Raw genomic sequence first — 12,917 nt, 5'->3', positions numbered from 1 at the left:
ATAGTTGACGTCATGCTATGCTTACAGGCATAATATTAGAAAACTCGGAAAATGCGCGAAGGGGAGCCGAAGCAGGGCTCATTTCGGAAAGGGATGTTCATGGGCATAGAGCAGTTAATTGAAAAGGCATCGGCCTATATGAAGGAACAGGACTTATTACGCATAAGGGAAGCCTATCATTTTGCAGATCAGGCTCATCATGGACAAGTGCGGAAATCAGGCGAACCTTACATTTTACATCCGATTGCTGTAGCAGATATATTGGTGGATATGCAGATGGATGTGCTGTCCATTATTACAGCTTTGCTGCATGATGTGGTTGAAGATACGACAGTCGATTTGGAGACGGTACGGGCGAAATTCGGCGAAACCTGCGCAATGCTGGTTGACGGACTGACGAAGCTGGAGAAAATCCGTTTTCGTTCCAAGGAAGAACAGCAAAACGAAAATTATCGGAAAATGTTTGTGGCGATGGCGCAGGATATCCGCGTTATTTTGATTAAGCTCGCCGATCGCCTGCATAATATGCGGACGCTGAAATTCCAGTCGGAGGAGGCGCAGCGGCGCATCGCGTATGAGACGCTGGAAATTTTTTGCCCCATTGCGCATCGGCTCGGTATTTCCGCGATTAAGTGGGAGATGGAGGATATTGCGCTTCGGTATTTGAATCCGCAGCAATATTATCGCATCGCCAACTTGATGAAGAAAAAACGGGCGGAGCGCGAGCAGTTTATTGCCGATGTCATTGACCGCATTGAAGAGAAGCTTGGCGAGATGGGCATTGAAGGCGATATTTCCGGGCGCCCGAAGCATTTGTACAGCATTTACAAAAAGATGACCGACCGCAACAAGCAGTTTAATGAAATTTATGATCTGATGGCGATTCGTATCATCGTTGAGAACATTAAGGATTGTTATGCGACGCTCGGCATTATCCACACGCTGTGGAAGCCGATGCCGGGACGGTTCAAGGATTATATCGCGATGCCGAAGGCGAATATGTACCAGTCGCTGCATACGACGGTTGTAGGGCCCAATGGCGAGCCGACCGAAGTGCAAATTCGGACATGGGATATGCATCGTACATCAGAATACGGGATTGCGGCGCATTGGGCGTACAAGGAAGGCACAGTTGTTCCAAACCGCAATTTTGAAGATAAAATGTCTTGGTTCCGCGAAATATTGGAGCTGCAAAATGACGCACGCGACGCATCCGAGTTTATGGAATCGCTGAAAATGGATTTCTTCTCGGATCTCGTCTTTGTATTTACGCCGAGCGGTGAAGTCATTGAGCTGCCAGCCGGCTCTGTGCCGCTGGATTTTGCTTATCGCATTCACACGGAGGTTGGCAATCGCACGATTGGCGCCAAGGTGAACGGCCGTATTGTGCCGCTTGACCATAAGCTCAAAACCGGTGATATTATTGAAATTCTCACCTCTAAGCATTCATACGGACCGAGCCAGGATTGGGTGAAAATTGCACAATCATCGCATGCCCGCAGCAAAATCAGGCAGTGGTTCAAGAAGGAGCAGCGCGAGGAAAATGTGGCGAAGGGCCGCGAGGCTGTCGAGCGTGAGCTCAAGCGCCTTGGTCTGGAGCCTTCGGCTTGGCTGACCGAGGACAAGCTGCAGGAGGTTGCGTCGAAGTTCTCCTTTAACGATGTGGAGGATATGCTGTCCGGCGTTAACTTTGGCGGCGTGACCGCTGCGCAGATTTGTACCCGTCTAACGGAGAAGCTGCGCAAGGAAGCCGAGAAAAACAATACGATTGAGCTCGGTACGGATAAAGATGCGAAATCGGGAGGCAGCCGTAAAAATCGCCAACACCATGGCGTAACGGTACGAGGCATCGACAATTTGCTCGTTCGCTTCGCCCGCTGCTGCAATCCGGTGCCAGGCGATGCTATCATTGGCTACATTACGCGTGGCCGCGGCGTCTCGGTGCATCGAATGGATTGCCAGAACATTCCGTTCGGCATGGACGGTGAGGAAGCTGATCGCGTCATAGAGGTGGAGTGGGAAGAATCGGTCGAGGCCAATTACAGCGTCGATATTGAAATTACCGGCCATGACCGCAATGGTCTGCTCAATGAAGTGCTACAGGTCGTATCCGGCAGTAAAACGAATATTTCTGCAGTGACTGGCCGTTCCGTGAAAAATAAAATGGTCATGATTCATATGACCGTGCTGATTAAGAACGTTGAGCATCTCTCTTCTGTGGTGGAGAAGATTAAACGGGTACAGGATATTTATTCCGTCCAAAGGATTATGAATAACTGAGTTTGCTGTAAAAGCCTTGGTGGGGAAGGGCGGGGGGACGCTGCGTGAAAGGTTTGGGTTTCGGTCGCCATTGCTCCTGAATTTCATCGAATTTACCGTTGCACGGTAGAAATTCAGGAGCAAAAGCGAACGCTCCGCTCCTCAATCCCAAACCTTTCACTCCACTCTCCCCCTCCTTTTCCCCGAAAAGGTTTTAAAAGCAAGTTTAGCTATTGCCAGTAGGCAACAAGCTAAACTTACAAAGTCATGAACCCCCTGCCCTGATTAAATCTTAATAGGGCAGTTAAACGGTAAAACATTTATTACGCTCGCTTCTTAAACTAAGTGGGAAGCAATAGCATAGTCGGAAGCATTAGCATAGAGATGGCGGCGTATTTTGCCGCCTTCTTCTTTTTTAGAGAGAGGATGGAAAGCATGAAGGTTGTTATTCAGAGAAGCAAGCAGGCGAGCGTGACCGTCGAAGGGGAAGTAACAGGAGCAATCAACTTCGGATATGTGCTGCTCGTTGGGATTACCCATGAAGATACGGAAGCAGACATCAAATGGATGGCCGATAAAATCGCGGGCCTGCGCATTTTTGAGGATGAGGCCGGAAAGATGAATTTATCCATCGTCGATAAGGGTGGCGCTATTTTGTCGGTATCGCAGTTTACGCTGTATGGAGACAGCCGCAAAGGCCGGAGACCGAACTTTATGGCTGCTGCCCGCCCAGAGCAAGCGGAGCCGCTCTACGAGCAGTTTAATGCCTATCTTCGCCAGCAGCACGGGCTGCAAGTGGAGACGGGGCGTTTTGGCGCTATGATGGACGTGTCGCTCGTCAATTGGGGTCCTGTTACCTTGATTTTGGACAGCAAGGAATAGATCCACAGAACCGCCAGCCGAATTTCACTTGGTATGGCGTACATATAAGAAACTTATCCAGTCAGTTTCTAGACAAAAAAAAGGCAGCCAACATATTCGGCTGCCTTTTTACGTCCTTCAAATTAGCTATGAAAAGGGCAATTGCTGGTTTATTTTTTAAAACGGGCAAGCTTTTCTTCAACATTGAATTTTTTCATTTCCTCATTATCGAAAGGGTAAGGAGATGCTTTGTCGGCAAGCCATGTAAAGGTCATTTTGCTCATGATGACTACTGAATTGGCATTGCTTTTTATAACGGTCGGGAAGAAAATTGCCGCAAACATTTGAATAATGATGGGCATAATTCTCTCCTGCTCTGTTAGTCCAACGATTTCGCTTACAGTACGGATTAGCTTCTCAATACCCTGGTTTTTCATGAACTCACGATTTCGAAAATTTTCTCTTTTGTCATATTCTCCACAACTTCTACTTGCTTCCAGCCTTCGCGACGACTTGTGCTTTAATTTCTGCAAATAATCCTTCTTTAGTTAAACCGGTTATTTTATCGATATGGGCTAGTTCGATCTGCTCAGTCTGAAAATGAATTGTGCCACTCTGTTTAGTCGTTAAAGCCAGTTCTTTGTTTTCTGTATTCACTTTCAATGCAACGTTGCCAGCAGAATCCACTTCTACTTGAAAAGGTACGGAAGACGGGCCGAATACATCTTTCGTCTGTGCTTTTTTCAAAAACAGCACATACGTTTTATCAAAATCAGGTTTGCTGTAGTTGGGCAAATTGAGAGTGGCTTCATAGTCCACATCGTTTAACGTATGTTTTAACAAGACGGTATGCGGAATGGAGACATTAATCGTGCCCTTGGCATCGCCCAGCAACGATTCATCCACTACAAACGAATATACTTCGCTAAGATGATTTTCCCCCATGTCCCAAGTTTCTATAAACTTCTCGTAGTGGCCGAATACCACGTAATCGGAATTATGAACTAACCCTGCAACATCCCCGCTTACGGCATAATCGGGAGAATAATTTACATGAAACGTGCCGGGCGAATACTTCTCCTTCGCTGTAAATAGCAGCACCCCAGCCACAAGTGCTAAGCATAGCCCTGCAATTAGGAGCATCCTGAAATTGAATTTTACGGTCATTTTAAACCCTCCCTTAATTTATAGTGGGTAAAGCGCGTTTAGGCCGTTTTTATCATCGGTTTGAGGTGTGTAGATGGTCTCGCGATCTCTGCTTGAGTTCATAATAGCCTTTACAAGGAGTGGCGTATGACCGAGACCGAGCGCATGGCCTAATTCATGTCCTGCAGCGCTTCTTCTCGTATTGGATTGATTGGCTACAGCCGGATTTCCTATATTGATATCGGCGGTAAAGTAACTAGTTGAAGTTGTACCCGGACTCACATAAGTGATGCATACGCCAAACATCGAAGGATCATCGACATTTTGGGTGCCAACCTTGCTTAAGGTTGAAGTATTGAGCGCCGAAAGATTAAATTTAATTTTGCTTTGGGCACTATTCCAATCAGCAACTGCTGAATCAAACGCAGCTTTATAAGCTGTATTTGTAGTTGCGTATTTCACATAAACGTTGTAAGGATTATTGGCGGATTTGGGCCATTTGTGCCCGGTAAACGTATAAGCGAACGCAGATGACGTAAAAAGAAGAGCCAGTAGCATGAAGGGTATGGCGGTTAATAACGATTTTTTTCGCATATTTAATTTCTCCCTTTTTTTGATTTTTTGCTGCAAATCACTCAAGCTCGTAGCATAATGACGATTGAAAAACAGGATATGTTTCAATTTATGGATGTATTTTCAAAAAAATGAGAGGGGAAAGGTTTAATGCTTATTTTCGCTCGATTGGAGAGCAAGCAATAGCGTCAAGATGAAGATTAGGTCAGATGCCTTCTGGATACAATAGGGGAGAGAATGGGCGCGCTTAGCGCATTCGGCAGCGATTGGCCGCGGCCGGAGGCCTGTTTATTTTGTACCGGAGGCGAATGAACACATGCATCAATCCCGCAAGGAGCAAGGGCTGGAGCGGATTAGCCGCAAGCTGCTCCATGCCGATCGGCATGAAGCGATAAGGCTGTCACAGCTGGAGGAAGACATGGAAGCGGCAGAGGAATGGGCAGGATTTCCGTCTGCTGCTGGCAAGCGAAGCGACTTAAAGGACACGTAATAAAGCGCAGCGTGGAAACAGCGGCTCGCATATGCTGACGGAAAAGCGGGAATAAGGTCGAAATAGCCGGAAATAAAACGCTTTCTAAACTGTAATGTTACTGTAATCAAACGATAACGCTATTTTAACATCGCAAGCCTATAATAGACCTCGACCCCCTTTTTTAAAATATAATTTACTTTTGGACCTGCAATGTGATTGCAGGTTTTTTTCTGCCTTCTGGCGGTCTTGCCGCTGTTTCTATACAATCGGGCTGATTAGAGCTGAATCGCATCTTGACTTTCTCACCCCGCCCAAGTAAAATGAAGCATCAGCACCATTCACTATAATGATTTCATGATGGAACAAAGTAATCCATGTGCATATATGCAGAGAGGAATGCCTTAGGCTGCAAGCATTCTTATAATGGCGGGATGAACAGACTTTCCGGAGAACAGACGGTGAACGTTAGCCTGCTGGGGCTTAAGCTCTAGGCAAGCGATTGTTTCAGTAGCCGTACTGCGGGTGACGGGCGTTAACCGTCTTCAAGCGAGCTTCTGCCTTCTGGCAGCTGCCTCGGAATGTGGGTGGTACCACGGGAGCTATACTCTCGTCCCTGACAGCAATATTTGCTGTTCAGGGGCGGGAGTTTTTTGCTTTAAATATAAGACGTTATAAGTTTCATACTTACCACTGGCTTATATTTCACCGCAAAATGAACCCTGCCGTCATTGCACGGCGCGCACCATTTTGCTTGTTCTCATCGTTTTTTAGCAGCAGGTTAGGAGGAAAATGACATGGCATTTCAAAAATTACCAGGCACGCAGGATATGCTGCCAAGCTCAATCGACAGCTGGCAGTTCGTAGAGCAGAAGGCACGCGAAATTTGCCGCCGCTTTAATTTTCGCGAAATTCGCACGCCGATCTTCGAAGCGACCGAGCTGTTCCAGCGCGGCGTAGGCGAAACGACGGACGTCGTGGAGAAAGAGATGTATACGTTCACGGATCGCGGCAATCGCAGCGTGACGCTTCGTCCAGAGGGCACAGCTGGGGTCGTTCGGGCCTTCGTTGAAAATAAACTGTATGGCGAGCCTGATCTGACGAAGCTGTATTACATCGGCCCTATGTTCCGCTATGAGCGCCAGCAAGCCGGGCGTTACCGCCAGTTTCACCAATTCGGCGTAGAGGCGATGGGCTCGGTTAATCCGGCACTTGATGCTGAGGTTATCGCTTTGGGCTATACGTTTTATACCGAGGTTGGCCTTAAAGGGGTGCGCGTCGAAATCAATTCCGTCGGAACGCCGGAAGTAAGGCTTGCCTTCCGCGAGCGGCTGCTTGCTTTCCTTGAACCGAAGCGCGAGCTGCTGTGCAAAGATTGCCAGTCGCGGATGGACCGCAACCCGCTGCGTGTGCTGGACTGCAAAGTCGACCAGAAGCATTTTGAAGGCGCTCCGTCGATTTTGGACAGTCTGGATGAAGAATGCACAACGCATTTTGAAAAGGTTAAAGCGTATTTGACGGCTATGAATATTCCGTTCGAAGTCAATTCGAAGCTGGTGCGCGGACTGGATTATTACACGCACACCGCCTTTGAATATAAAGCGGAGGGCATCGGTGCCATCGATACGATTGGCGGCGGCGGGCGCTACAATGGGCTCGTTGCTGAAATTGGCGGACCGGATCAGCCGGGCGTTGGGCTTGGCCTTGGCCTGGAGCGGACGATTTTGCTGCTTGAGCATCAGAAGACGGAAGGCATTAAGGAAGCGAGCCAGGTCGACGTTTACGTCATCAGCCTTGGCGAGGCAGCAGAGCGTGAGGCGACGAAGATCGTACACGAGCTGCGTGCAGCAGGCTTGCGTGCTGACCGTGACTACACGGACCGCAAGATGAAGGCACAGATGAAGTCTGCGGACCGCTTCAAAGCACGTTTTACTGCCATTCTTGGCGATGACGAGCTGGAGCGCGGCGAAATTGCGCTGAAAAATATGGAAAGCGGCGAGCAGCGCACCGTAGCCATCAGCGAGCTGGCAGCAGCGATTCAAGCTTAGAGACTGCGACGAAATAAAGGACCGCTAATTTCCTCGCAGCTCCTTCGTTCACTAAATCTTTTAAATAAAAGGAGCATAACCATTATGTTGAAAACACATCCATGTGGAAAATTAACAAAAAGCGATATTGGACAAACGGTCATTTTGAACGGCTGGGTACAGCGTCGTCGTGACCTAGGTGGCGTATTGTTTATTGATCTTCGCGACCGTACAGGTATCGTTCAAACAGTATTTAACCCTGATTTTTCCGGCGATGCGCTGGCGATTGCTGACCGTGCCCGCAACGAGTTCGTGCTTGCTGTTCAAGGAACAGTCGTTGAGCGTGATCCAGAAACCGTTAACGCGAACCTGGAAACAGGCGAAATCGAAGTGCGCGTTGAAAAAATCGAAATTATGAACGCGGCAAAAACACCGCCATTCCCAATCGAAGACGGCGTCGAAGTTGACGAGTCGCTGCGTTTGAAATACCGTTACCTCGACCTGCGTCGTCCGGAAATGCAAAAAACATTGCTGCTCCGTTCGAAAGCAGCGAAAATTTTCCGCGACTTCCTTGATGGAGAAGGCTTTATTGACGTTGAAACGCCAATTTTGACTAAGAGCTCACCAGAAGGCGCGCGCGATTATTTGGTGCCGAGCCGCGTGCATGAAGGCGAATTTTTTGCCCTGCCGCAATCGCCGCAAATTTTCAAGCAATTGCTAATGGTCGGCGGCATTGAGCGCTATTATCAAATCGCTCGCTGCTTCCGCGATGAGGATCTTCGCGCAGACCGTCAGCCTGAGTTCACACAAGTCGATATCGAAACGTCCTTCCTGTCGCAGGATCAATTGCTGGGCATGATGGAGCAGCTTGCTGCAAGATTGTTCCGCGAGACGGTAGGCGTGGAGCTTGCGCTTCCGTTCCAGCGCATTACGTATGAAGATGCCATCAACAAATATGGCTCCGATAAGCCTGACCTGCGCTTCGGCATGGAAATTCAAGATATTACCGATATTGTCGCGACAAGCGAAGTGAAGGTATTCGCAAGCGTAGCAGCATCCGGCGGCGTCGTGAAGGCGTTCAATGCCAAAGGCTGTGGCGGCTGGAGCCGTAAAGAGCTTGACGATTTGCAGCCGTTCGCTGCTCGTTATGGCGGTAAAGGCTTGGCTTGGATTACGGTGAAGGATGGCGAATGGCGCGGTCCAATCGTGAAGTTCCTCAAACCAGAGGAAATCGCGGCGCTGACTGAGCGTTTGCAAGTAGAAGATGGCGACTTGCTCACATTTTCTGCTGACAAGAAAAAAGTCGTTGTTGATGTCATGGGCAACCTGCGCCTGAAAGTGGGCCGCGAGCTTGGTCTGATCGACGACACTAAATTTAAATTCGTATGGGTCGTAGACTTCCCGCTGCTTGGCTGGGATGAGGATGCACAGCGTTATGTAGCCGAGCATCATCCGTTCACACGTCCGCACGAGGATGACCTGCACCTGTTTGATACAGATCCAGGCAAAATCCGCGCTCAAGCTTATGATATCGTCTTGAACGGCTATGAAGTAGGCGGCGGCTCGATGCGTATTTACAAGCGTGAAGTACAGGAGAAAATGTTTGCTGCACTCGGCTTATCTCTAGAAACAGCGCAAGAGAACTTCGGATACCTGCTGGATGCTTTCGAATACGGTACGCCTCCGCATGGCGGAATCGCGTTCGGCTTCGACCGTCTCATCATGCTGCTGGCTGGCCGCACAAACCTGCGTGAAACGATTGCATTCCCGAAAACAGCGAACGCAACCGATCTGCTGTGCAATGCGCCGTCCGAAGTTGAGCTGTCCCAATTGGAGCAGCTTCATATCCGTACAGTGCCTAAGCCTGCGAAACAGCCTGCCCCAGCAGGAGCAGCACCAGAAGCACCTCAAGCTTAATGGAGCGGGCGGACGAAACAGCCCGCCTTCCTATGTAGTTGCTTGGAATAGATAACGGAAGGGACGGCGATTTTAGATGCTGCACCAATTTTCACGCACGGAGCTGGCAATTGGGCCGGAAGGCCTTGAGCTGATGAAAGGAAGTACGGTAGCGGTGCTCGGCATCGGCGGCGTCGGCGGCATTGCTGCAGAGGCGCTGGCCCGTACAGGCATTGGCCGTATTATTTTGGTCGATAAAGATGTTGTCGATATTACGAACGTCAATCGCCAAATTCATGCGCTTACGACGACCGTTGGCGAGCCGAAGGCCGACTTGATGCGCGACCGCATTAAGCTCATTAACCCGGAATGCGACGCGGTATCTCTCCGCATGTTTTATACAGAAGAGACGTATGAGAAATTTTTTGAATACCCGATTGATTATGTCATTGACGCTTCCGATACCATTTCGTACAAAATCCATTTGATTAAGCAGTGCCTGGAGCGCAAAATCCCGATTATTTCGAGCATGGGCGCCGCTAACAAAATGGACCCGACGAAATTTGAAGTTGTCGATATTTCCAAAACCCACACCGATCCGATTGCCCGCGTTGTGCGCCAGAAGCTGCGCAAGGAAGGCATTAATAAAGGCGTGAAGGTCGTATTTTCCTCGGAGACGCCGAAGAAGCCGCGACAAGATGTGACGCAGCGCATCGTGCCCGAGAACGCGCCGGAAATTCGCAAAGCCCAGCAGCCGCCAGCGAGCAACGCCTTTGTTCCTCCTGTAGCGGGGCTGATCATGGTCAGCGTCGTCGTGCAGGATCTGCTGGCGAAGGCAGATATTACCGTATAAATAGTCGCGGCTTACAGCCCAAAAAAAAACCAGAGCGGATATGCCTAGGCATATTATTGGCTCTGGTTTTTTTGTTTGGATCCTTATTTCTGAAACTCCTTCGGTGTAAAGCCCGTCATCTGCTTGAAGATGCGGCTGAAATAAAATTGGTCGCTATAGCCGACCTGTTCACCGACCTCCTTGACGGAGAGATGGGAGTGATTGCGAAGCAAATATTTCGCTTCGTTGATGCGCAGCGACATCAAGTAGCGGGAAGGGGGCTCCTCCGTATGCTTAATAAAAATTTTGCTCAAGTAGGACGCCGTAAAATTGAAGCTGCGGGCAATTTGCTCCAGGCTGAGATCCTCGCTATAATGCTCGCGCATAAAGCTTTGCACCATTTGCACCAATTCCTCCGTATCCGCTCCGCTTGGCTGAAGGCTTTTCATCTGGGTTTTAAAATCAGTCCGTTCCGCCTCAATTAGCGTCTTTACGCGATTGTATACCCGCGAAAGCTCAGTGGTCGCAATCGGCTTCAGCAAATATTCAATGACATTGTACTGAATCGCTTGCCGTGCGTATTCAAAATCAGCGAAGCCGCTCGTAATGATTTTGCGCATGCGCGGATAATAGCAGTGGATAGACTGAATGAGCTCAATGCCATCCATGACAGGCATCCGAATGTCGGTAATGAGCAAATCCGGCTGCTCCCGGTTCACAAGCTCGAGCGCCTCTTTGCCATCTTGGGCGGAGCCGACAATTTGAATAGCCTCATCCAGACCTTCGAGCTTGCGCACCAGCGTACCTCGGATGATATCCTCGTCTTCGGCAACAACGACTTTAATGACGTTTGCTTGAGCCATAAGCGAATGCCTCCCTTTGCCTAGCTATAGTTTGCCGCCGATTCTAATAGCCGCCCCGCCTTCGGGGCGATTGTGAATCTGAAATACAGCTGCATCTCCATATGTGAGCTTCATTCGAATATAAATGTTCAGCAGCCCCATGCCGCCCAGCTTGAGCACGGGCACGACATGCGTCTCATCAACCTCGCGAATACGCGCAAATAAATGCGCCAAGCTTTCTTCCGAAAAGCCAGGGCCGTTATCTGCCACCTCCAGGTGCCAATCCTCGCCTTCGATTTTGCCAGAAATGCGAATTTGCCATGGCGGCTCATGCTGCGTCCCGAACTTCAGCGCATTTTCAACAAGCGGCTGCACGACCAGCTTAGGGATGCGCAGCTCCCGCATGCGCTCGTCCACCTCCATTTCATAGTGAAGCTTCTGGCCGAAGCGAATTTGGTTAATATCCAGAAACTTGCCTGTATGCAGCAGCTCATCCTGCAAGCTCACAATGGCTGCATCTGTGGAGAAATAGCGCAGAAAATCGGACATGTTTTCAGTCATAGCAACAATTTGCTCATTCATATTTTCTTCGGCCATCGCATGAATGGTCGCGAGCGTGTTATACAGGAAATGGGGGTTCATCTGGGATTGCAGCGCAACGAGCTTCGCCTGCATTTCCTGCGACTGGGAAAGCAGCAAATCGTCCATCGATTCCTTCAGCCGCGAGCTCATGCGCACAAAGGAAACATGCAGCTGGTCCAGTTCATTGAGCCCGCTGCCGAGCGTCTGGGCGGCTACTCTGCCGGTTCCGAGATCCTCCAGCCGCATGCCGCGGATCGAACGGTGGATTTTCAAGATCGGATACGTAATCCGTTTGGATGCCGCATAGGAAAGCATGATCGCAAACAACAAAATGACAAAGGCGACGAGGACAGTCTGCTTGGCGAAAGCGAATACAGGGACGAGCAGCTTGCTCTCGGACACGATAATGAGCGTATTCCAGCCAGTCAGCTCCGAGCGGTGCAGCGACAATAGCTCCTTTGCCCCCGTATTGGGATTAACGAAGGACAAATAACTGCCCTTGCCCTGCGTCTGCGAATTGGTTTTGCCTGCCGTCAAGCTGGTGTAAGCCGCGTAGTGCTGCTTATCCGCCTGCAGGGGATAAATGATATCGCCATTGTCATTGTATACGAGTACCTGCGCACCGTAAGGATTTTCCCCCGTAAAAGCAAGGATGCTGCTGAAAATTCGATTGTAATATTGCTTCACTTCAACAATGCCGGTTGGATCATTGTAATTGTCATAAAACTGGCGGAACAGCGAGACTGAATATTGCATGTCGCTAGATGAAATATAACGGGACATTTCCTCATCGGGTACGGGCAGCGAAATGATTTTGCCATTTTGCATCGCTACAACCGCTTTAAACCAAGGCTTGGTCGCCGGATCGTAGGTGCGTTCGCCATTGTCAAAGCCATTGCCATACATTTTGTTTTTAAAATCATACAAATACAGCTGCTCCACCGGGCGCGAAGGGCCAATAGCCGCAGTCAAAATTTCAGCCAGCGCCTTGGCATTTTCAACTGATTGGCTTTTAGAGACGCTCGGAAACGATCCGCTGCCCATGCCGCCGGAAAGGCCTAACTTTTGTTTATCGCTCTCCCTATCGGTATCCGTATCACTACCATCTCCCGTCTGTGTTTGATCGGGCAGCTCTGAGGTGTAACGCTTGAAATGATTTTTGACCAAATTGGAGTACATGACATTGAGCGAAACATCATTCATTTTTTGAATTTCCGAATCGATATGCTCTTGCATCGAGCGGCCCATGCTGGCAAGCGAATCGGTTGCATTTTGCTTGAGCAGATTAGAGGACCAAAGGCAAAGCCATACGACTAGCACGGTAAACACGATGAAAATAATAAGAGAGTAGGTGGAGAACAGAACAGCTTGAATCGTTTTGAATTTAGTAAGCATCACTACCTCCAGCCGTTCACGCGCACCGTTGTTGC

The 12,917-nt window shown here is 49.3% G+C and carries 11 protein-coding genes; 6 read left to right on the top strand and 5 right to left on the bottom strand.

From position 1 onward, the window contains the following. Nucleotides 1-99: 99 nt before the first annotated feature. The gene (locus AC50Y5_RS32040) at nt 100-2,280 is read left to right on the top strand and encodes a RelA/SpoT family protein (protein ID WP_056040147.1); all 2,181 of its coding nucleotides are present in this window, start codon (nt 100-102) and stop codon (nt 2,278-2,280) included. Nucleotides 2,281-2,694: 414 nt separating this feature from the next. Further along, nucleotides 2,695-3,141: a D-aminoacyl-tRNA deacylase gene (gene dtd, locus AC50Y5_RS32035; protein ID WP_494865630.1), complete on the top strand. Its 447-nt coding sequence runs from the start codon at nt 2,695-2,697 to the stop codon at nt 3,139-3,141. Nucleotides 3,142-3,290: 149 nt separating this feature from the next. Here the strand turns inward: dtd and AC50Y5_RS32030 are convergent, their stop codons facing one another. The 3 genes from AC50Y5_RS32030 to AC50Y5_RS32020 are packed head-to-tail and all read right to left on the bottom strand — an operon-like array spanning nt 3,291 to nt 4,860. Further along, entirely contained in the window at nt 3,291-3,653 is a 363-nt protein-coding gene (locus AC50Y5_RS32030) for a hypothetical protein (RefSeq protein ID WP_494865628.1), read from the bottom strand. After that, the gene (locus tag AC50Y5_RS32025; protein ID WP_494865626.1) at nt 3,607-4,287 is read right to left on the bottom strand and encodes a hypothetical protein; all 681 of its coding nucleotides are present in this window, start codon (nt 4,285-4,287) and stop codon (nt 3,607-3,609) included. The genes AC50Y5_RS32030 and AC50Y5_RS32025 overlap by 47 nt, the downstream gene beginning before the upstream one ends. Before the next feature lie 18 nt (nt 4,288-4,305). Beyond that, nucleotides 4,306-4,860 carry a M57 family metalloprotease gene (locus AC50Y5_RS32020; RefSeq protein ID WP_494865624.1) on the bottom strand — a complete coding sequence of 185 codons (555 nt, stop codon included), beginning with the start codon at nt 4,858-4,860 and terminating at the stop codon, nt 4,306-4,308. Between the two features lie 295 nt (nt 4,861-5,155). Here AC50Y5_RS32020 and AC50Y5_RS32015 point away from each other — a divergent pair, with 295 nt between their 5' ends. From AC50Y5_RS32015 to AC50Y5_RS32000, 4 genes are all read left to right on the top strand, one after another. Continuing rightward, a complete protein-coding gene (locus AC50Y5_RS32015) occupies nt 5,156-5,329 on the top strand; it encodes a hypothetical protein (RefSeq protein ID WP_200931660.1) in 174 nt (57 codons plus the stop codon). A 776-nt stretch (nt 5,330-6,105) separates the two neighbouring features. After that, entirely contained in the window at nt 6,106-7,356 is a 1,251-nt protein-coding gene (gene hisS / locus AC50Y5_RS32010) for a histidine--tRNA ligase (protein WP_056039987.1), read from the top strand. Nucleotides 7,357-7,440: 84 nt separating this feature from the next. Beyond that, a complete protein-coding gene (aspS, locus tag AC50Y5_RS32005; RefSeq protein WP_200931661.1) occupies nt 7,441-9,252 on the top strand; it encodes an aspartate--tRNA ligase in 1,812 nt (603 codons plus the stop codon). Nucleotides 9,253-9,328: 76 nt separating this feature from the next. Then, nucleotides 9,329-10,084 (top strand): tRNA threonylcarbamoyladenosine dehydratase, encoded by a 756-nt coding sequence (locus AC50Y5_RS32000; protein WP_056039991.1) that lies wholly within the window; start codon nt 9,329-9,331, stop codon nt 10,082-10,084. Nucleotides 10,085-10,167: 83 nt separating this feature from the next. Here AC50Y5_RS32000 and AC50Y5_RS31995 read toward each other — a convergent pair whose 3' ends face one another. Together AC50Y5_RS31995 and AC50Y5_RS31990 are read right to left on the bottom strand one after the other, a co-directional pair. Continuing rightward, nucleotides 10,168-10,926, bottom strand: coding sequence for a response regulator transcription factor (locus tag AC50Y5_RS31995; RefSeq protein ID WP_056039992.1), 759 nt, complete (start codon nt 10,924-10,926; stop codon nt 10,168-10,170). Nucleotides 10,927-10,950: 24 nt separating this feature from the next. Continuing rightward, the gene (locus AC50Y5_RS31990) at nt 10,951-12,882 is read right to left on the bottom strand and encodes a cache domain-containing sensor histidine kinase (RefSeq protein ID WP_494865616.1); all 1,932 of its coding nucleotides are present in this window, start codon (nt 12,880-12,882) and stop codon (nt 10,951-10,953) included. Nucleotides 12,883-12,917: the final 35 nt, after the last annotated feature.

It is taken from the genome of Paenibacillus sp. JT22N7 (assembly GCF_059383875.1).
The sequence above is the reverse complement of the archived record's forward strand: the minus strand, read 5'-3'. Positions and strand labels throughout refer to the sequence as shown.